The organism is Plantibacter flavus (assembly GCF_002024505.1).
Lineage (GTDB): Bacteria > Actinomycetota > Actinomycetes > Actinomycetales > Microbacteriaceae > Plantibacter > Plantibacter flavus_A.
Window position 1 is genome coordinate 326305 of record NZ_CP019402.1, and the last position, 18635, is coordinate 344939.

Here is an 18635-nt window from a genome sequence, read left to right on the forward strand (position 1 = left end):
GTCGATCTGCCTGCCGCACGTGTTGCCGCGGTCATGAGCTTCATCGAGACGAGCACCTTCGGATCTGCAAGAGCGACGACGAAGCCTTCAGCGTGTGCTCTGACGACTCCTCGGCCGTCGGGGATGAACGGCCTCGCATTCGAGTTCAACCATGTCGGCGAAAGCGAATAACGCTCCGCCAGCCTCGCTGCTTCTTCCCGTACTTCAGTGTCCGGCCAGAAGACCGCGTCGACATCGGTCGTCACACGTATGTCGTGATCGTCCGGGTACTGCAAAGCCAGTGCCGCCCCTCCGACCACGTACATACGTCCGCTCGGTCAAAGCGCCCTCGAGCTCCCGCATCAGCTGGCGGATGAAACCTGGATCCAACTGCCGTTCATGGCTCACGCGCGGCTCAGGCTCTGTTCGTCGATGAAGATGTTGAGGCGCCGCAAGTGCTCCGGCGAGCGGGTGCGCGCACGCTCCCGCAGGCTGTCGAACTGGGAGACGAACCATGGCTCGGGCAGCGGCGTCGGCTCGGGCCATCGTGAAGTGAGCGCATCAGGCAGTGCTCGGCCGTAATGGGCTCTGAACAGGGTGTCCCATCCGGTGTCCGGGAGTTCCTGTGGAGGCCTGCCGAACAGCGGGTCAGCCGCAAGGCCTGGCTCGACCGTGACCTTCTGCACCGCTTGCGTCAGCAGACGGAGGGCAAACGTGCGATCTCCCTCGATGAGTGCGTCGCTCATGGCCTTCGCGACGCCGGCGGGCGAGAACCGAGCGGCGGGTGATGACGAGTCGACCGCATCGATGACGATGTCCTTGCCCAGGGCGCGCAGTGCCCGCTCGAGCGACGCGAGCTTGATCGTCGCGTCCTCCTCAGACCTCAGGAGCTGTGAGATCGCCCCAGGGGTGACGTGCAGGCGCCGAGCCAGTTCGGCCCCGCTCGTCCCCGCAGCGCTCATCGTGTCCCGAATCAGCGTACTCACCGACTCCCCTATCGTTAGCTACAGCTAAATCCTATCAGGGCATGCTGATCAATCGCCTGCGCTGCGAATGGTTCCTCCCTGTCGGACCTCTGCTCTAGCGTCGAGCGCATGCGTTCGTTCCGGATCCAGGTGCCCGATGCCGACCTCGAGGACCTGCGGCGGCGACTCGACACGGTTCGCCTCCCCGCCGCGATCGGTGATGCGGCCGAGGAGAGCGCCCTCTCGCTCGACCGGTTGCGGGCACTCGTCGCCCACTGGCGGGACGGCTTCGACTGGCGGCGCGTAGAACGCGAGCTCCAGGAGGTGCCGCAGTTCGAGGTGGAGGTCGACGGGCAGCGGCTGCATGTCGCGCGGCTACCGGCACCGGGCGGCGTCACGGTGACGGTCACGGTGATCGCGTTCCACGGTTGGCCGTACTCCTTCGTCGAGATGCTGCCGCTGGCGAGGGAACTCGCAGGACGCACGGTCGACCTCGGGGGCGGCCGGACACTCGGCTTCGAGGTCGTCGTCCCCTCCCTGCCCGGGTACGGGTTCTCGGCGCCGCTCTTGGACCGGCCGTTCACCGGTCCGGTGGTCGCCGAACTGATGCACGCGCTCATGACCGAGGTCTTGGGGCACGTGAGCTACCTCACCTACGGCGAGGACGTCGGTTCGACGACGAGCGACTGGCTCGCGGCGCTGTATCCCGAATCGGTGATCGGCCAGTTCGCGACCCACGCCGCCTTCCCGGCGGCGTCCCGAGCCCGCGACCTCACCGCCGAGGAGCAGGGCTGGCTCGATCGACACGACCAGGAGTGGGCTCGTGGTCTCGCCTACGCCCGGGTGCAGGCCACCAGGCCCGAGATCCTCGCGACGGCCCTGAATGACTCACCGGTGGGCCTCGCCGCATGGATCGCGGAGAAGCTGCTCGCGTGGGCGGGCGACGGCACCTGGTGGACCGACGACGAGCTGCTGACCACGGTCTCGCTGTACTGGTTCACGCAGAGCATCGGATCCTCGTTCCGGCCGTATCGCGACCACCCGAAGCAGCCCGAACTCCCGCTGATCGAGGTGCCCGTGGCCGTCGCCGTGCAGACGGGCGAACGCGGACTCCCGCGCTCCTACGCGGCGCGGGCGTACAGCGACATCCGGAGCTGGACGGAACTGGATCGCGGGGCGCACTTCACGGCCTGGCAGGTGCCGGTCGCTGTGGCGGACCGGATCCAGGCCTTCGTCGAGACGCTTCCCGTCACCGACTGATCGGCTCCTCAGTCCTCGTCGTCGCGAAGTGATCGGATCATGGTGCGCAGGACGACGAGCGCCTCCCGCTGCTGATCGGGGGTCATGCCACTCAGCATCCGGACTTCGACCGATCGCACGGCGGCGGACGCCTGCGCGAGCTGCTCGCGGCCGAGCGGGGTGAGTCGCGTCGGTAGCGCCTTGCCGACGGGGGCCTGTTCGGGGCGGCTGACGAAGCCGTCGCGCTCGAGGGCCTGCAAGAGGACGTTCATCGACTGGCGGGTCACGAAGGCCCCGCGGGCGAGCTCGGAGTTCGACAGCCCAGGTCGCTGGGCGAGGAGTTCGAGGCAGGAGTAGTGCGTGATCGTCATGCCGAGTGGCCGCAAGACCGCCTCCATCGCCGAGCGGAGCGCGCTCGCCGCCTCCTTCAGGAGGTAGCCGAGCGACGTGTCCAGTTCGATCCGATCTTGACCCATGTCAGTATTCTGACATAGAGTGATGCGTGTCAGATAACTGACACAATACGATTGGATGCACATCATGCCCGTTACCGGACCGGACTTCATCTCCCTCCAAGTCGCCGACCTCGACGCCTCGCAGGCCTTCTACGAGCAGTACCTCGGCCTCGTCCGCTCGCAGGCCGGCCCGCCGCACGCGGTCGTCTTCGAGACGACGCCGACCGCCTTCGCCCTGCGCGACATCGTCCCCGGAACCGATCTCGCCTCCGCGCCCCAGCCTGGGATCGGCGCGGCGATCTGGCTGCACGCCACGGACGTCCAGGAGATCCACGACGCCCTCGTCGCCGACGGGCACACGATCGTCTCGGCGCCGATCGACGGCCCGTTCGGTCGCACCTTCACCTTCGCCGACCCGGACGGCTACCAGCTGACCCTCCATGACCGCGCCTGAGCTCGCTCGGGGGCCTGCCGTCGGCTCGTCATTCGGCGCTGTCAACGGGGTGCCGGCCGACGGATCGAGGCGCATACTGGAACGGTCAGACTTATCTGACACACGTCGCTTAGTGAGCGACTGCGGCGTGCGGTTCCGACGCTCGAGGAGGATGTCTCACCATGAAGGCACTGCGGTACACGAAGATCGGCTCGGCCCCCGAGGTCGTCGAGATCGAGAAGCCGACACCGGGGCCGGGTGAGATCCTGCTGAAGGTCACCGCCGCCGGTGTCTGCCACTCCGACGACTACGTCATGAGCCTCCCCGAGGAGGACTACCTCGCGCAGCAGTACCCGCTGCCGCTCACGCTCGGACACGAGGGTGCCGGTGTCATCGAGTCGTTCGGTGAGGGTGTCGAGACGGGCCTGCAGATCGGTGACGCGGTCGCCGTCTACGGGCCGTGGGGCTGCGGCCACTGCCTGAACTGTTCGCAGGGCAAGGAGAACTACTGCACGAACGCCGTCGCCGAGGGGATCCGTCCTCCCGGGCTCGGCAGCCAGGGCTCGATGGCCGAGTACATGATCGTCGACGACGTGCGTCACCTGGTGCCGATCGGCGACCTCGACCCCGTGAAGAACGTGTCGCTCACCGACGCGGGCCTCACGCCGTACCACGCGATCAAGCGCAGCCTGCCGAAGCTCGGTGCCGGCACTTTCGCCGTCGTCATCGGATCCGGTGGCCTCGGTCACGTCGGCATCCAGATGCTCAAGGCGCTCTCCGGTGCGACGGTCATCGTCCTCGACGTGAGCGACGAGAAGCTCGAGCTGGCCAAGCACGTCGGTGCCGACGTCACGCTCATCAGCGACGAATCGGCTGCAGGCAAGATCCGCGAGCTGACCGGCGGCATCGGGGTCGACGCCGTGTTCGACTTCGTCGGCGCAGGCCCGACCATCGCCACGGCCACCGCGGTCGCCGCCATGGAGGCCGACGTGACGATCGTGGGCATCGGCGGCGGTTCGGCGACCGTCGGCTTCGGGTCGATCGCCTACGACGCCGCCGTGCGCGTGCCGTACTGGGGTTCGCGGAGCGAGCTCATCGAAGTCTTCGAGCTCGCGAAGGCGGGCAAGGTCGACGTCGAGGTGCAGCCGTACTCGCTCGCCGACGCCCCGAAGGCCTACGAGGACCTGCACGCGGGAACGATCCGCGGGCGTGCGGTCATCGTCCCGTAATCACGACGCTCGGAACCGGCGTCCGTCGCACTCGCGGCGGGCGCCGGTTCTGTGTTCCAGTGCACCTCGGCACAGCGTTCACACCCTCGAAACACTTTCGACACTGCATCGAAACTCCATCCGCGCATACTTTCAATACAGTATCGAAATGAGTCGCTGCGAGGGTGGCGACGCAACCGGAGGAGCATCCCATGACCGTCGTCGAGACCGTTACCACCGTGGAGTCCGTCCGCGCCCGCCTGCAGGAGGCCGGCGTCAAGTACGCGATGGCGAGCTTCGTGGACATGCACGGCAGCATCAAGACCAAGTTCGTCCCGCTGTCCCACCTCGAGCGCATGGCCGGGGGATCGGAGCTCTTCACGGGGGCCGCGCTCGACGGCCTCCCGCAGGCGATCAGTGACGAGGAGCTCTCCGCCCGTCCCGACCTCGACAGCGCCGTGCAGTTGCCGTGGCGGAAGGACGTCGCCTTCTTCGCGAGCGACCTCTACACGAAGGGCGAGCCGTTCGAGGCGGCGTCGCGCAACATCCTCAAGCGCCAGCTCGATGCGGCTGCCGAGATGGGCTACACCTTCAACCTCGGGATCGAGACCGAGTTCTTCGTCCTCAAGGACACCCCGGAGGGTGTGACCGAGGTCAGCGACCGCGACGACCTCGCGAAGCCCTGCTACACGGCGACCGCGGCGCTCGACAACCTCGATTGGCTCACCGAGCTGGTCGAGGCGATGACCGAGATGGGCTGGGGCGTGTACTCGTTCGACCACGAGGACGCCCCGGGGCAGTTCGAGATCGACTTCAACTACTCCGACGCCCTCACCATGGCCGACCGCGCCGTCTTCTTCCGGCTCATGGCCAACGAGATCGTCCGCAAGCACGGTTACTTCGCGACCTTCATGCCGAAGCCCTTCGCCGACCGAAGCGGGTCGGGTGCGCACTTCAACATGTCGCTCGCCGACATCGAGACCGGCGAGAACCTGTTCGAGACCGACGACGACCCACGTGGTTGCGGCATCTCGGAGCTCGGCTACAAGTTCATCGCCGGTGTCCTCAAGCACGCGCCCGCGCTCTCGGCGGTCATCGCGCCGACGGTCAACAGTTACAAGCGGCTCGTGCGTCAGGGGAGCATGTCGGGTTCCACCTGGGCTCCGGTCTTCGTGAGCTACGGCAACAACAACCGGACGAACATGCTGCGCGTGCCGCTCCAGGGCGGGCGCGTGGAGTGCCGGGCTGCGGACATCAGCTGTAACCCGTACCTCGGGGCGGCGCTCATCCTCGCCGCAGGCCTCGAAGGTATCCGCGAGGACCTCGACCCGGGAGCCCCGCACACCGAGAACATGTACGACTACACCGAGGCGCAGGTCGCGCAGCTCGGCATCGGCATGCTGCCACGGAGCCTCGGTGAGGCGGTCGACGAGTTCGCCACCGACTCGCTGTCGCGTGCCGTCTTCGGCGAGGCCATGTACGACGCGTTCATCGACTACAAGCGCCAGGAGTGGAACGAGTACCAGGCACACGTCTCGGACTGGGAGACCGCCCGCTACCTGAAGTTCTTCTGATCACGATGCACCAAGTCCTCGACCTCGGGAGGTTCGCGCTGGAGTCCGGCGCGGACCTCCCGGAGGCGCGGCTCGCGTACACGACGCAGGGCGCGCTGAACGCCGACGGTGACAACGCCGTCCTGCTCCCGAGCTACTACACCGGGACGCACGAGAGCTACGAGCCGTGGATCGGGCCGGGCCGCGCGCTCGACCCGGCCCGCTGGTTCATCGTCTCGGTGAACCTGTTCGGCAACGGCGTCTCGACGTCGCCGTCGAACGCGGCTGAGGAGGTGCGCGGTGCCGCGTTCCCCGAGGTCTCGATCGGTGACGACGTCCGTGCGCAACGGCAGCTCGCCGACCACCTCGGTGTCCGCCGCTGGCGGTTGATCGCCGGCTGGTCGATGAGCGCGCTGCAGGCCTACGAGTGGGCGGTGCGGTATCCGGAGTTCGTCGACGCGTTCCTCCCGGTCGCCGGTGCCGCGCGGTGTTCGCCCCACAACGCCGTCTTCCTGGCGGGCGTCGAGGCGGCGCTCCGGGCGGATCCGGCCTTCGACGGCGGCCGCTACACGACACCGCCACGGGCCGGACTCCGCGCATTCGGGACGGTCTATGCGGGGTGGGCCTACTCGCAGGCGTTCTTCCGGGATGGCACCTACCGCGAGCTCGGGTACACCGACGTCGCAGACCTCCTCGAGGACTGGGCGGCCGACCACGAGCGGTGGGACGCGAACGACCTGCTCGCGATGCTGCGCACCTGGCAGCGGGCGGATCCCGGGCAGGGGGTCGAGGGCGGGTTGGCTGCGGCGCTCGGGCGAGTGCGCGCGCGGAGCATCGTCATGCCGTCGTCGACCGACCTCTACTTCACCGTCGAGGACAACGTCCTGGAGTCGGCGATGATGCGTCGGAGCGAGGTGCGGGTGATCGAGTCCGACCTCGGACACGTGGCTGGGCGGCCTGGCGTGCGTGCCGCCGAGACGGCCGTGATCGAGGCGGCCATGCGGGAGCTGCTGGCCGAGGGCTGAGGCGCTGTGCCCGCCCGTAGGATTGGCGGAGGTGTCCGCGAGCAGGGAGTGGTGATCGATGGCCGGCCGCACAGGAGCATCGCCCGGTCGTCCCCGCGCCAGCGGGGTCGCCGCCGAGGATCCTCGTGAGGAGATCATCCAGGTCGCGACCAGACTGTTCGCGGAGCGCGGGTACGAGCGCACGAGCATGACGATGCTGGCCGAGGCGTGCGGGATGAAGCAGTCCTCGCTCTACTACTGGTTCGCGAACAAGCGCGAGGTGCTGCGGGCGACCGCCGCCTCGAACCGCCAGTCGGTCGGCGCCGCGGAGGCCCTCGGTCCGATCGAGGCCGACGTCCCCGCGAAGCTCTACCGCGTCCTCTACGAGGACGGTGTCGCGATCTGCGAGGCGCCCTTCGACTACAACGAGATCGAGCGGCTCGCGGCGGAGCATCCCGACGACCTCGCGTCGTTCTGGGACGACTACCGCACGCTGTTCACGTTCATCGCCGGACTCATCCGAGACGGCGTCGAGCAGGGTACCCTCGTGCTCGGAGGAAGCGAGACGCCGGAGTGGGCTGCGGCCGCCGCGCTCCACGCCAACGAGGGCATGCAGAAGGCCTTCCGCTATGGCTCCGGCGACATCGCCGCCCAGTACCCGCCGGTCGAGGCCGCCGAGGGTGCGAGCGAGGCGGACCGCATCAGGGCCTTCGCGCGGCGCACCGCCTCCGCCACCCTCCACAGCCTGTTGGTCGACCGCGCAGCGCTCGCCGACGTCGAGCGGGCTGCGCTCCACCTCGACCTCGCCGGGGAGTGAGCTGCTACTTCGTCTCGTTCGGGTGGCTCGTGTGCACCTGCTCCAGATAGACGGTGCATCCGTCGACGTAGTACCAGATACGCGCCGTCCCCTTCGCGGTCGGCTTGTGCTGCCAGCGTTCGTGCGTCTGCCCAGCTCGGGTGATGACGCCGAGATCGCCCATGAGTCGGTAATTCGTGAGCGTGGTGTCCAACGGTGTCGAGGTGAGGAAGTCCCAGGTGTCGGCCATGGAGTTCCGAATGGTGGCGACGAGGTCTTGCCACCCGCGGCTGGCCTCGGCGGTCGCGAAGCGTATCTCGTACTGGATCTTCTTCGGCGGGCGCGGAACCAGCGCTCCTCTCTTGGATGCCGCCACGGTCAGGGGCGCTCCACCGGCCCGACCTCGTCAGTCTCGAGCCACACGAGATCGACCGCGCCGAGGCCCGCAGCCAAGGCCGTGGCCGTCTCCTTCCAGGAGGTCAGCCGGGTGATCGCCAGGTGCGGCTGATCGGTCGCGATCGACGCGCGGGCTGCGTCGACCAGGTCTTGCGCGCACGTAGCCCGGTCCGCGTTCGAGAGCGCGAGCATCCAGGGGAACGCCCGGGACATCCGCTCAGCGAGTGTGCCGGTGTCGTCGAGGGTCACGGTGATGAGCTGTGCAGCGAAGTCCAGGAGGTGCGCGCGGGCTTCGGCCTCACGCTGTGACATGAGGACCAGTGGCTCGCCGTCACGTCGGGTCACCGTGACTGGGTGATCGTCGGCCTCGGCGAAGACCTCGGCCGAGTGCTTGCTCAGATCGGAAGAACGGCGGCTGAGTGTCGGGAGGTAGGTCGAAGCGCTCATCCACTCATGGTATTCGGAATGTGTTCGGAAGTCTATGGAGACGCGACGTAACGAACACGAAACGGATTCGATACTGCATTGAAACCGACCGTCACGACAATTGGATGACCTATTGAAAATGCGGTCGTCCGTTTTGGATCCCGCGCGAACCCTGGAGGTCCGGATGGACACGGCTGCAATCGCGGGCAACACGGCATGGCTCCTGACGGCGGTGGTGGCCGTGGCGCTCATGCTGCCCGGCCTGGCGATGTTCTATGGCGGCATGGTCAGTCGTCGCATCACCATGAACATGATGATGATGATCTTCGCGTCGTTCTGTCTCGTCGGGATCCTCTGGGTCGCGTTCGGCTACTCGATGGTCTTCGGCGACAGCCTCGGCGGCCTCGGGCTCGTCGGCGACCCCACCGAGTACCCGGGCCTCGGTCAGTTGCTCGTCGCCCCTGAGGGGAGCGCGCTGCCGCCGCTGGCGCTCGCCGCACTCCACCTGATGTTCGCCGGTCTCACGATCGGCATCGTCGCCGGAGCGGCCGCCGGGCGGATGAAGTTCAGCGCGTGGATGGTCTTCGCCGGTGTCTGGTCGACGCTCGTCTACTTCCCGGTCGCGCACTGGGTCTTCGCCTTCGACTCCGCTGACGGCAGCGTGCAGGGCGGGTGGCTGGCCAACACGATCGGCTCGATCGACTACGCCGGCAGCACCGCGATCCACGTCAACTCCGGGGTCGCCGCGCTCGCCCTCGCCATCGTCCTGGGCAAGCGGAACGGCTTCCCGTCGCAGCCCAAGGCGCACAGCCTCCCGCTCACGCTCCTCGGCGCCGGCCTGCTCTTCGTCGGCTGGATCGGCTTCGACGGCAGCGCCCTCGGTGCCGCCGACAACAACGCCGCCGTCGCCGTGTTCAACACCGTCGCCGCGACCTGCGCGGGCGTCATCGTCTGGCTCGTCGTCGAGAAGCTGCGCGACGGTCACCCCACCACCCTCGGTGCCTGCTCGGGCGCGATCGCCGCACTCGTCGCCATCACGCCCTCCTGCGGTGCGGTCACCCCGCTCGGCTCCCTCGCGATCGGTGCCGCCGCGGCGGTCGTCTGCTACTTCGCGGTCAGTCTCAAGGTCCGCCTCGGCTTCGACGACGCCCTCGACGTCACCGCGCTGCACTTCGTCGGCGGTGTCGTCGGCGGCCTCCTCATCGGTGTCCTCGCCGTGCCGCTCGCGCCGAGCGGTGGAGAGGGGCTCCTCGCGGGCGGTGGCTTCCTGCTCCTGGGCAAGCAGGCGCTCGCGATCGTCGCCGTCTTCGTCTACACCTTCTCCATCACCTGGGTGCTCGCGAAGGTGCTCGACAAGACGATGGGCATCCGTGTCCCGGCCGAGACGGAGGCGCAGGGCCTCGACGTCGTCCTCCACGCCGAGAACGCCTACGAGATCAGCACGCACGAAGCGCTCGCCCCGCGTGGGCACGCCGAACCGACGGTCCCGGCCGTCGTCGACTAGGACCGGCACCGAGGGGGAACGGCACTGACGGCGCCGCAGAACACCACCGGGGTAGGGGGTCCGCGATACCCCAGGGTGATGCTGCGGCGCCGTCCGCTTCGTAGCGTCGGAGCATGGACGTCATCAACGAGCTCATCCTCAACGCAGTGACCTCACCGTGGCTGTACGTGGTGATGTTCGCGACCGCCGTCATCGACGGGTTCTTCCCGCCGATCCCGAGCGAGACGGTGCTCGTCGCCGCGGCGGCCGTCGCGGTCTCGACCGGCGGATCGAACCTCCTGCTCCTCTGCGCCGTCGCGGCCGTGGGCGCGGCGATCGGCGACAACATCGCCTACCTCATCGGCCGCGGGGTCGGCACGACGCGCTTCGCGTGGATGCGGCGTGCCCGGATCGCGGCGGCTTTCGATCGGGCAGGGCGGACGCTCGGGCGTCGAGGCGCCCCGCTGATCCTCGGCGCGCGGTACATCCCGGTCGGCCGCGTCGTCGTCAACATGTCCGCCGGTGCCCTCCGATACCCGTGGCGACGGTTCCTGCCGCTCAGTGTCATCGGGGGAGTGACCTGGGCCGCCTACAGCGCGATCATCGGCGTCGTCGCCGGCAAGCTCTTCGAGGACCAGCCGTTCCTCAGTTCCGTGCTCGGTGTGGGCGTCGCGCTCGTCCTCGGTCTGGTCGTCGACCGGGTCGCAGCCGTCCGTCGTCGTCGCCGCGAGCGGTCCGAGGCGGCCAGCGACGGGACGCCAGCGCGGTCGGACACCGAGGAACACCCGCCGGCCCTGGCGCTGATGGGACAATGACCCTCATGGATCGGACGGCGCGCGGCACCTCCCGCCGCACCGTCGGACGCTTCGTCCTCGCGGGCGTCGGCGTCGTCCTGCTGAGCGTCCTCGTTCCGATCCAGAGCCTCCTCTACGGCACCGTGCTCCCGGCGTCGTTCCTCCTCGGAGCCGCGGTCTGCGGCGCGCCGCTCCTGTCCGTCGTGCTCCCGCGCGTCGCGATCGTGCTGTTCTCCGCTGCTGCCTTCGTGCTCCCGCTGGTCGCTTCGCCCGACCACGACCCGGTCTGGCCCTGGCCGTGGTCGGTGCCCGCGCTCATCGCCTTCGCCGTGTTCGTCGGCGTCGTCACCTTCCTCCACGGCTGGCTGCTGGGACTCATCCCGTTGCTCGTCGGCATCGCGGGCTCGCTCGTCGCGGCACTCCTCGTCCCGTCCGCCGCCGACGCGACCGCCATGGCCGCGGACCTCATCGTCGCGTCCTCCGTCGCGGGGGTGGCGTACCTCGTGGCTCTGCTCATCTCCGGGCGGGTGCGGTTGGGTGAGGAGCTGACTCGTGAGCGCGAGACCTCCGCCGCCGAGCAGTCCCGGCGCGTGCTCGTCGAGGAGCGCACCCGCATCGCCCGCGAGCTCCACGACGTGGTCGCGCACAGCATGTCCGTGATCCAGGTGCAGGCCTCGACGGCGAAGTACCGCGTGCCCGGCCTCGCCGAGGACGCCGCAGCGGAGTTCGACGACATCGCCGCCACCGCTCGGGGCTCGCTCGTCGAGATGCGGCGTCTGCTCGGCGTCCTGCGCACCGAGGACCAGGTCGCGGAACTCGCTCCGCAACAGGGCTTGGACGACCTCCCGGCGCTCGCCGACGGGCTGCGTCGCGTCGGCGCCGACATCACCCTCTCGATGGACCGCGGCGACGAGGGCGCCCTGCCCGCCCCGCCGACCGTGCAGATCGCGGCGTTCCGCATCGTGCAGGAGGCGATGAGCAACGCCGTCCGACACGCACCGGGCGCGCCCATCGTCGTCGACGTCCGGGTCGACGCGACCGCAGTGCAGCTGCGCATCCACAACGGCCCTGCGCAGAGCCCCGGGGAGCACGGCGCCGGACACGGCCTCCGCGGCATGCTCGAACGCGCCGCCCTCCTCGACGGCACTCTCGACGCCGGCCCCGACGGTGTCGGCGGTTGGCTCGTGACGGCCGTGCTACCCACCGGGGAACCGACCTCGATGCCATCCCGCCCCCGACCCAGCTCGACGAAGGAACGCCAGTGACCATCGACGTCCTCATCGCCGACGACCAGGCCATGGTCCGAGCCGGGTTCGCCGCGCTCCTCGACGCCCACGACGGGATCCGGGTGACAGGGCAGGCCGCGAACGGTGCCGAAGCGGTCACGCTGTCGGCGCGACTCGACCCCGACGTCATCCTCATGGATGTCCGCATGCCCGAGCTCGACGGCATCGAGGCGGCGAAGCGCATCCTCGGCCCGGGCTACCCGGCGGCGAAGGTGCCTCGCATCATCATGCTCACCACCTTCGACATCGACGACTACGTCTACGATGCGCTGCAGGCCGGGGCGAGCGGCTTCCTCCTCAAGGACGCGCTGCCCGAGGACCTCGTGCACGCCGTCCGGGTGGTGGCGGCCGGCGACGCACTGCTGGCACCCAGCGTCACCCGGCGGATGATCGCCCAGTTCGCCGCGCAGAAGCCCCGTGCCTCGCATGGTGCCGCGCGGCTGGCGGAGCTCACCGAGCGCGAGCGCGAGGTGCTCGTCCTCATCGGCCAGGGGCGGTCGAACAGCGAGATCGCCGCGACCCTGTTCATCGCGGAGCAGACCGTGAAGACCCACGTCGGCAAAGTGCTCGCCAAGGTCGGCGCGCGCGACCGCGTGCAGGCCGTGATCTTCGCCTACGACACCGGACTCGTCGCCCCGTCCTGACCCGGACGCCGCGCGTCGACACCTCACCCCTGGGTACGGGGCGCGACGACACCGCCGGGTGATGTGCCCTCGGGTACCGCGTTCGTAACCTCCTCGGACACCACCGAGGAGGACCGACATGGCCATCACCCACGCAGTACGGATCGACGCCGGAACGGATCGCGCCAGACCGGTCCGCACCGGGCTCGATCGCACCCGGGGCGAACGCGACCGCGGCATCGACCTCGTGCGTGCCTGCTGCATCGTCGGGGTCGTCGTCCTGCACGCGATGATGGTCGGCGTGACGGTGACCGCCACCGGTCCCGTGTTCGAGAACGCGAGTGACGGCACCGCCTGGATCGCCCCGATCAGTTGGGCTCTGCAGGTCATGCCGCTCTTCTTCGTCATCGGCGGATTCGCCGGCCTGCTCGCGTACCGACGCCGCCGGTCACACGGTGCGCCGGCCACGGCGTTCGTCGCCACGCGACTCCATCGCCTGCTGCTCCCCGCGGTCGTCACCATCGGCTGCGTGGGAGTAGCCCTCGCGATGCTGACCCTGGCCGGTGTCCCCGCCGACCTCGTCGCCATGGCCGGCTTCCGGTTCGGCCAGCCACTCTGGTTCCTCGGCGTCTTCCTGCTCTGCCAGGCACTGCTGCCTGCGCTCGCCGCCGCTCACGAGCGCGCACCGCTCCGGTCGATCGCGTCGCTCACCTCTGCGGCCGTGCTGGTCGACGTCCTGCGTGCGGCCACTGGTGTCGACGCCCTCGGATTCATCAACCTCGTCCTCGTCTGGACCGCGCTCCAACAACTCGGGTTCTTCCTGGCGGACGGCTCGATCGGTGCGCTCAGCCGACGTGTCCGGTCGCTCGCCGGTGTCGGGGCGGTCGTCGTCCTCGTCGTCACCTGGTGGACCGGCGTCTACTCCAGTGACCTCATCGCGAACATCAACCCGCCCACCGCGGCGCTCCTTCTCGTCGGCGTCGCCCACACGGCACTGCTGTCGCTCGTCCGCGAGCGACTCACTCGGCTGAGCGCGCATCGCCGGGTCGCGTTCGTCACCGACTTCGTCACCCGTCGCGCCATGACGATCTACCTCTGGCACATGCCGGTGCTCCTCACCATGGCCGGTGCGTCCGCCGTGTTCGCGCTGACGACCGGCGTCGCCCTCCCCGCGCCGGACAGCCTCGGGTGGTGGCTCGGGCGACCCCTCTGGCTGGGGGCGGCACTGACACTGACCGCGCTGGTCGCGACGGTGTTCGCCCGCATTGAGGCGGTACCGACGCCGATGGCGACGCACTCGCGCGGCCGGATCACGGTCGCCGTCCTCCTCGGGCTGGCTGCTGTGGTGCTCCTCCTCGTGGCCGGCACCTCGGTGACCAGCGCGACGCTCGCCGTACTGTCGATCCTCGCCGCGCTGCGCGTATCGCGGTCGTCCTCGCGATCGGAGCGACCGACGATCCGTCTGCTGCGCTCCGATGCGACAGGTGCAGAGGTCGTCGGAGCGTCCGGCGCATAGGGTGGGCCCATGGAGTTCTGGACCGTGGCGCTCGTCATCGGTGTCGCATTCGTGGTGCTGTCCGTGCTCGCGCTCGTGCTGAACCATCTTCGGCAGCGACGTGACGCCCGTCGCCGACAGGAACAGTACGGCGACGCGGCTGCGCGGCACGCCGGCGGACGTCGGTCGCAGCGCGATCGCGTCTCGAAGCCGGGCGCGACGAACCACCAGCAGACGCCCGACAGCTGGTGACGGCGGCGGCGTCGCCTCACTGACCGCAGAGGCCGGCGCGGATCGTCGCAGCCAGCGCCGAGCGCCGACGGTCGTGGACATCGGGTGCGTCTGTGGACGTGGCGACGACCGTCATGGACGCCTGCGCCCATGTCGCCGCGGTCGAGATGAGCAGCGCCCAGACGTCGGCGGCGTCGAGGTCGGCGCGGATCGATCCCGCTCGCTGCTCGGCCTCGATGTCCCGGAGGTGGCGGAGGTCGTGGTCCTCGAGGCCGCTGTAGAGGTATCCGGTGCTCTCGCGCTCGAGCCGCTTCCACATGACGAGGCGGGCGAGCGCGGGATCGGCGAGGTAGTCGTCGTACAGTCGCGCCGCGTACTCCGGGAGCTCGGCCGCCGTGAACGGCACGCGATCGCCGTTGGCGATGACGTGCGCGTCGAAGACGGCGTCGAACAGTCGGTCCTTGGCGCCGTAATAGGCGTAGATCATCGGCTTGCTCATGCCTGAGCGCTGGGCGATTCGATCCACCCGTGCACCGGCGATGCCGTGGGTGGCGAACTCCTCGGTCGCGGCGTCGAGGATGCGTTGACGAGTCTGTTCTGCGGTGTTCATCGATCGAGTGTACCGGTGCTACCAACTAGTAGGTAGTATCGACCGCATGCGCACAACCGCCCTCATGTCCACCGCCTCCCCTCGATCGCTCCAGCAGACCGTCATCGAACGCCGGGAACTCCGATCGGACGACGTCGATGTCCGTGTCACGCACTGCGGCGTCTGTCACAGCGACCTCCACGCGCTGGCTTCCGCGGGCCCGGAGGCGGGACTCGTGCCCGGTCACGAGTTCGTCGGTGAGGTCGTCGCGGTCGGTTCGGACGTGACGTCCTTCGCGCCCGGTGACGCCGTCGCCGTCGGCAACATCGTGGACTCCTGCGGAACCTGCACGATGTGTCTGCGCGACCAGGAGAACTTCTGCGTGGAGTTCCCGACGCTCACGTACGCCGGCCGTGACCGCGTCGACGGCAGTACGACGCTCGGCGGGTACTCCGGGCGCTACGTCGTGCGCGACAGCTTCGTCTACCACCGCCCGACCTCCCTCGACCCGGCCGGCGTCGCACCCCTGATGTGCGCCGGCATCACCGTCTGGGAGCCACTCCGCACCAACGACGTCGGGGAGGGGACGCGACTCGGCGTCGTCGGCCTCGGCGGTCTCGGACACCTCGCCGTCCGGCTCGGTTATGCGCTCGGTGCCGAAGTCACCGTCTTCACCACCTCCGAGGGCAAGGCGACCGACGCGCTGCGGCTCGGGGTGTCCCGAGTGGTGGTCTCGACCGATGCCGACGCCATGGCTGCGGCAGCTGGCAGCCTCGACCTCGTCATCGACACGGTCTCGGTGGAGCACGATCTCGCGCCGTACCTCCATGTCCTCGACCTCGACGGGACGCTCTGCTCGCTCGGCTACCTCGGCCCGATCGACATCGAGACCATGGACCTGCTCCTCGGCCGGAAGCGTCTGACGTCGGCCGGGAGCGGTGGTCGCCGGTGGACGCAGGACCTCCTCGACTTCTGCGGCACCCACGGCGTGACGGCGGACGTCGAGGTGGTCCCGGCAGCCGACGTGGACGTCGCGCTCGATCGCCTGGCCCGCAACGACGTCCGGTACCGTTTCGTGCTGGACCTCGCCGACATCGACGCCGCGCTCGCCTGACGATCAGGAGTGCGTCGTCTGCCGTCCCATCACGCCGTCGAAGAACGCCGCGAGCTCCGCGGTGGCCGTGAGCGGGAGCACATGGGCGACGTACTGGTCCGGCCGCACGACGACGACGGCACCCGCTCGGTCGACGCCACGCTCGGCGAAGATGTCGACGTCGGGATGGCGGGCGTAGACCTTCTCGTAGTCGACGAGGCCGAAGGGGCCGACGCGCGGTAGGAACACCGGCGGAACGGTGCCGAGGTCGATGTCGGTGTGGCGCTGTTGGTAGACAATCTTCACGTCGAACCAGTCGTCGGCCCGCACGCCGTCGGGCACCGCGCGGAGCGGTGACTCCGGTGCGTCCTGCAGCCAGGCGGCGAGCTCCGCCGATCGGCCCGACGCTGGCGAGGCGGCATCCGCGAAGACGTAGATCCGCCAGCGTCCGTCGGCCGTCGCGTGGTGTCCGAGATGGACGTGGTTCGCGTCCGCGACACGTGAGGTGAGGGCGGACTTGAACCGCTTGCCGATCGGGAAGCCGCCCGCGAGGTGCTGGTGGGTCGCCTCGCCGACGATCGCCGACGGGCTGTACTCCGTCATGAAGCCGGCCGGGAACTCCGCCGTCCGCACGTAGAAGTCGGCGAGCTCGGAGGGGTCCTCGAACTCCTCCGGCCGCTTGGCCATGAGGCTCGACCACTCGCGGTCGAAGTCGATGAGCTCCCGGGCCACGACCTGACGCTCGGCCGAATACGTCGCCAGCAGGCTCTCCGGGCTCCGACCCTCGAGCACGTGGCCGAGCTTCCACGCCAGGTTGAAGCCGTCCTGCATCGACACGTTCATCCCCTGCCCGGCCTTCGCGCTGTGGGTGTGGCAGGCGTCGCCGGTGATGAAGACACGCGGTGTGCGCGAGCCGAGTTCGTCGATCGGGACGTCGTCGAAGCGGTCCGTCAGGCGATGGCCGACCTCGTAGACGCTGTGCCAGGCGACGTGTTTCACGTCGAGCCGGTAGGGGCTCAGGATGGTGTTCGCGTGGTCGATGATTTGCTCGATCGAGGTCGACCGCACGGCTTCGCTTCCGCCGGACGGCACCTCGCCGAGATCGACGTACATGCGGAACAGGTGCCCGCCTTCGCGGGGGATGAGCAGGATGCTGCCGCCGGAACCCGACTGGATGGCGCACTTCGTCCGGATGTCGGGGAAATCGGTGACGGCGAGGGCGTCCATGACGCCCCACGCGTGGTTCGCCTGGTCACCGGCCAAGGTGCACCCGATCGCCTGGCGGACGGCACTCCGGGCGCCGTCGGCTCCGATGACGTACTTCGTGCGGACGGTCCTGGTCGCGCCGGAGGACTCGTCGCTCGTGTCCAGCAGCGTGACCGCGACGGGGTACTCCGCATCGTCGTCGATCTCGAGTCCCTGGAACGCCCACCCGTAGTCGGGGCGCATCCGGGTCGGGGCGTTCGCCATGTACTCGGCGAAGTAGTCGAGCACGCGGGCCTGGTTCACGATGAGGTGCGGGTACTCGCTGACGCCGGTGGTGTCGTCGAGTGGTCGGGCGCCGCGGACGATCCGACCCGGGTCCTCGGCGTCGGGCTGCCAGAACGCCATCTCGGTGATGCGATAGGCCTCGGCGGTGATGCGCTCGGCGAAGCCGAAGGCGTCGAAGGTCTCGACGCTGCGCGCCTGGATGCCGTCCGCCTGGCCGATGGCGAGGCGTCCCGGTCGGCGCTCGACGATACGCGTGATGATGGAGGGGAATCGGGACAGTTGCGCGGCCGCGATCATGCCCGCCGGCCCGCTGCCCACGATGAGGACGTCGACCTCGTCCGGGAGCTCGTCGGGTCGATCGACCCCGACGCCCGCTGCAGGCAGGACCCGCGGATCACCGGAGACATAGCCGTGGTGGTGGAACTGCATCGATTCCTCACTTCATCGTCAAGAATTCGATAATGGAACAGGCTGTTCGCTTATCGCACGGCAGACACTACCCTGCACCGGCGCACGGTGGAAGACCGTTCGCCGGTGCAGGTGCAGCTCGAGTCGCGGGAGCTCAGTCCTTCGTCGTCCAGGTGCCGAGGTCCTTGACCTCGATGACCGTGGGCAGGGCGTCCTCGTCGCCGAGGAAGGCTTGGCAGGCGACGAGCGGGGCGTCGGGGGACACCCCCGCCGTGGCATTACCGTCCGGGGTGCAGTCGAACTGGCCCACGACCTGGATCGGCTGGTAGGTGCCCGTGCCCCTGAGCTTCCACTCGTCCGTCGTCGGCACCGGGAGGGCGGATCGGTCGGCGTCCTTGATGTCGCCGTCCGTCAGCGTGACCGAATAGGTGACGAAGTACGGAGTCTTCCCCTCGTCCGACGGGCTCGACTGGACACCCATGTCGGCGAGGTCGCTGAGCTTCCCCTCCCGGACGTCGTCGATGGCGAACGACATCTCGACGCCGGTCCCGACCTCGACCGCCACGCCCGTGCCGAGCGCCAGGGCGTCGTCGGGTGCCTGCTGCGGACTCGAGCAGCCCGTCAGGGCGATCCCGACGGTTGCGGAGACGAGTGCGGCGAGTGCGAGGGTGCGGTTCTTCCGGATCAT

Annotated in this window: 20 protein-coding genes; 13 read left to right on the forward strand and 7 right to left on the reverse strand. The window is 69.0% G+C overall.

Annotated elements, in window-relative coordinates; genetic code table 11:
- Nucleotides 1–383: 383 nt before the first annotated feature.
- Nucleotides 384–965: a helix-turn-helix domain-containing protein gene (locus tag BWO91_RS01490; protein WP_153303344.1), complete on the reverse strand. Its 582-nt coding sequence runs from the start codon at nucleotides 963–965 to the stop codon at nucleotides 384–386.
- Nucleotides 966–1073: 108 nt separating this feature from the next.
- On the opposite strand from BWO91_RS01490, the gene BWO91_RS01495 reads away from it, so the two are divergent.
- Nucleotides 1074–2204: an epoxide hydrolase family protein gene (locus tag BWO91_RS01495; protein WP_079000741.1), complete on the forward strand. Its 1131-nt coding sequence runs from the start codon at nucleotides 1074–1076 to the stop codon at nucleotides 2202–2204.
- 8 nt (nucleotides 2205–2212) lie between these two features.
- On the opposite strand, the gene BWO91_RS01500 is transcribed toward BWO91_RS01495, so the two are convergent.
- Nucleotides 2213–2659 (reverse strand): MarR family winged helix-turn-helix transcriptional regulator, encoded by a 447-nt coding sequence (locus tag BWO91_RS01500; RefSeq protein ID WP_079000743.1) that lies wholly within the window; start codon nucleotides 2657–2659, stop codon nucleotides 2213–2215.
- A 64-nt stretch (nucleotides 2660–2723) separates the two neighbouring features.
- Between BWO91_RS01500 and BWO91_RS01505 the strand changes: the two genes are divergently transcribed.
- The 5 genes from BWO91_RS01505 to BWO91_RS01525 all read left to right on the forward strand — a co-directional run bounded on the left by BWO91_RS01505 (nucleotide 2724) and on the right by BWO91_RS01525 (nucleotide 7653).
- Complete coding sequence (locus BWO91_RS01505) at nucleotides 2724–3092, forward strand: VOC family protein (RefSeq protein ID WP_079003789.1); 369 nt, start codon at nucleotides 2724–2726, stop codon at nucleotides 3090–3092.
- 161 nt (nucleotides 3093–3253) lie between these two features.
- On the forward strand, nucleotides 3254–4300 hold the full coding sequence (locus BWO91_RS01510; protein ID WP_079000745.1) for an NAD(P)-dependent alcohol dehydrogenase: 1047 nt from the start codon (nucleotides 3254–3256) through the stop codon (nucleotides 4298–4300).
- Nucleotides 4301–4491: 191 nt separating this feature from the next.
- Nucleotides 4492–5853, forward strand: a complete 1362-nt coding sequence (gene glnT, locus BWO91_RS01515; protein WP_079000747.1) for a type III glutamate--ammonia ligase — start codon at nucleotides 4492–4494, stop codon at nucleotides 5851–5853.
- 5 nt (nucleotides 5854–5858) lie between these two features.
- Entirely contained in the window at nucleotides 5859–6857 is a 999-nt protein-coding gene (locus tag BWO91_RS01520) for an alpha/beta fold hydrolase (protein ID WP_167620419.1), read from the forward strand.
- A gap of 58 nt (nucleotides 6858–6915) precedes the next feature.
- Entirely contained in the window at nucleotides 6916–7653 is a 738-nt protein-coding gene (locus BWO91_RS01525) for a TetR/AcrR family transcriptional regulator (protein WP_071261395.1), read from the forward strand.
- A gap of 4 nt (nucleotides 7654–7657) precedes the next feature.
- On the opposite strand, the gene BWO91_RS01530 is transcribed toward BWO91_RS01525, so the two are convergent.
- Nucleotides 7658–8008 (reverse strand): hypothetical protein, encoded by a 351-nt coding sequence (locus BWO91_RS01530; protein ID WP_079000749.1) that lies wholly within the window; start codon nucleotides 8006–8008, stop codon nucleotides 7658–7660.
- A gap of 2 nt (nucleotides 8009–8010) precedes the next feature.
- A complete protein-coding gene (locus BWO91_RS01535; RefSeq protein ID WP_064295825.1) occupies nucleotides 8011–8475 on the reverse strand; it encodes a type II toxin-antitoxin system Phd/YefM family antitoxin in 465 nt (154 codons plus the stop codon).
- A 163-nt stretch (nucleotides 8476–8638) separates the two neighbouring features.
- Here BWO91_RS01535 and BWO91_RS01540 point away from each other — a divergent pair, with 163 nt between their 5' ends.
- The 6 genes from BWO91_RS01540 to BWO91_RS01565 all read left to right on the forward strand — a co-directional run bounded on the left by BWO91_RS01540 (nucleotide 8639) and on the right by BWO91_RS01565 (nucleotide 14387).
- The gene (locus BWO91_RS01540) at nucleotides 8639–9958 is read left to right on the forward strand and encodes an ammonium transporter (protein WP_079000762.1); all 1320 of its coding nucleotides are present in this window, start codon (nucleotides 8639–8641) and stop codon (nucleotides 9956–9958) included.
- A gap of 113 nt (nucleotides 9959–10071) precedes the next feature.
- A complete protein-coding gene (locus BWO91_RS01545; protein ID WP_079000764.1) occupies nucleotides 10072–10752 on the forward strand; it encodes a DedA family protein in 681 nt (226 codons plus the stop codon).
- A 5-nt stretch (nucleotides 10753–10757) separates the two neighbouring features.
- Nucleotides 10758–11996, forward strand: a complete 1239-nt coding sequence (locus BWO91_RS01550) for a sensor histidine kinase (protein WP_240555633.1) — start codon at nucleotides 10758–10760, stop codon at nucleotides 11994–11996.
- Nucleotides 11993–12661: a response regulator gene (locus BWO91_RS01555; RefSeq protein WP_064295829.1), complete on the forward strand. Its 669-nt coding sequence runs from the start codon at nucleotides 11993–11995 to the stop codon at nucleotides 12659–12661. The genes BWO91_RS01550 and BWO91_RS01555 overlap by 4 nt, the downstream gene beginning before the upstream one ends.
- 118 nt (nucleotides 12662–12779) lie before the next feature.
- A complete protein-coding gene (locus BWO91_RS01560) occupies nucleotides 12780–14156 on the forward strand; it encodes an acyltransferase family protein (RefSeq protein ID WP_079000768.1) in 1377 nt (458 codons plus the stop codon).
- A 9-nt stretch (nucleotides 14157–14165) separates the two neighbouring features.
- On the forward strand, nucleotides 14166–14387 hold the full coding sequence (locus BWO91_RS01565; RefSeq protein WP_079000769.1) for a hypothetical protein: 222 nt from the start codon (nucleotides 14166–14168) through the stop codon (nucleotides 14385–14387).
- Between the two features lie 16 nt (nucleotides 14388–14403).
- Here the strand turns inward: BWO91_RS01565 and BWO91_RS01570 are convergent, their stop codons facing one another.
- Complete coding sequence (locus BWO91_RS01570; protein ID WP_079000770.1) at nucleotides 14404–14976, reverse strand: TetR family transcriptional regulator; 573 nt, start codon at nucleotides 14974–14976, stop codon at nucleotides 14404–14406.
- A gap of 46 nt (nucleotides 14977–15022) precedes the next feature.
- Between BWO91_RS01570 and BWO91_RS01575 the strand changes: the two genes are divergently transcribed.
- Nucleotides 15023–16069, forward strand: coding sequence for an NAD(P)-dependent alcohol dehydrogenase (locus BWO91_RS01575; protein WP_079000772.1), 1047 nt, complete (start codon nucleotides 15023–15025; stop codon nucleotides 16067–16069).
- Nucleotides 16070–16072: 3 nt separating this feature from the next.
- On the opposite strand, the gene BWO91_RS01580 is transcribed toward BWO91_RS01575, so the two are convergent.
- Both BWO91_RS01580 and BWO91_RS01585 read right to left on the reverse strand, forming a co-directional pair.
- On the reverse strand, nucleotides 16073–17968 hold the full coding sequence (locus BWO91_RS01580) for an FAD-binding monooxygenase (protein WP_079000774.1): 1896 nt from the start codon (nucleotides 17966–17968) through the stop codon (nucleotides 16073–16075).
- A 133-nt stretch (nucleotides 17969–18101) separates the two neighbouring features.
- Nucleotides 18102–18635, reverse strand: coding sequence for a hypothetical protein (locus BWO91_RS01585; RefSeq protein WP_079000776.1), 534 nt, complete (start codon nucleotides 18633–18635; stop codon nucleotides 18102–18104).

Coding starts and splice junctions, on each gene's coding strand:
- BWO91_RS01500 (WP_079000743.1), bottom strand. CDS start 2,659: ATGGGTCAAGATCGGATCGAACTGGACACGTCGCTCGGCTACCTCCTG.
- BWO91_RS01570 (WP_079000770.1), bottom strand. CDS start 14,976: ATGAACACCGCAGAACAGACTCGTCAACGCATCCTCGACGCCGCGACC.
- BWO91_RS01580 (WP_079000774.1), bottom strand. CDS start 17,968: ATGCAGTTCCACCACCACGGCTATGTCTCCGGTGATCCGCGGGTCCTG.
- BWO91_RS01525 (WP_071261395.1), top strand. CDS start 6,916: ATGGCCGGCCGCACAGGAGCATCGCCCGGTCGTCCCCGCGCCAGCGGG.
- BWO91_RS01585 (WP_079000776.1), bottom strand. CDS start 18,635: ATGATCCGGAAGAACCGCACCCTCGCACTCGCCGCACTCGTCTCCGCA.
- BWO91_RS01535 (WP_064295825.1), bottom strand. CDS start 8,475: ATGAGCGCTTCGACCTACCTCCCGACACTCAGCCGCCGTTCTTCCGAT.
- BWO91_RS01510 (WP_079000745.1), top strand. CDS start 3,254: ATGAAGGCACTGCGGTACACGAAGATCGGCTCGGCCCCCGAGGTCGTC.
- BWO91_RS01545 (WP_079000764.1), top strand. CDS start 10,072: ATGGACGTCATCAACGAGCTCATCCTCAACGCAGTGACCTCACCGTGG.
- BWO91_RS01505 (WP_079003789.1), top strand. CDS start 2,724: ATGCCCGTTACCGGACCGGACTTCATCTCCCTCCAAGTCGCCGACCTC.
- BWO91_RS01540 (WP_079000762.1), top strand. CDS start 8,639: ATGGACACGGCTGCAATCGCGGGCAACACGGCATGGCTCCTGACGGCG.
- BWO91_RS01560 (WP_079000768.1), top strand. CDS start 12,780: ATGGCCATCACCCACGCAGTACGGATCGACGCCGGAACGGATCGCGCC.
- BWO91_RS01520 (WP_167620419.1), top strand. CDS start 5,859: ATGCACCAAGTCCTCGACCTCGGGAGGTTCGCGCTGGAGTCCGGCGCG.
- BWO91_RS01495 (WP_079000741.1), top strand. CDS start 1,074: ATGCGTTCGTTCCGGATCCAGGTGCCCGATGCCGACCTCGAGGACCTG.
- BWO91_RS01575 (WP_079000772.1), top strand. CDS start 15,023: ATGCGCACAACCGCCCTCATGTCCACCGCCTCCCCTCGATCGCTCCAG.
- BWO91_RS01550 (WP_240555633.1), top strand. CDS start 10,758: ATGGATCGGACGGCGCGCGGCACCTCCCGCCGCACCGTCGGACGCTTC.
- glnT (WP_079000747.1), top strand. CDS start 4,492: ATGACCGTCGTCGAGACCGTTACCACCGTGGAGTCCGTCCGCGCCCGC.
- BWO91_RS01565 (WP_079000769.1), top strand. CDS start 14,166: ATGGAGTTCTGGACCGTGGCGCTCGTCATCGGTGTCGCATTCGTGGTG.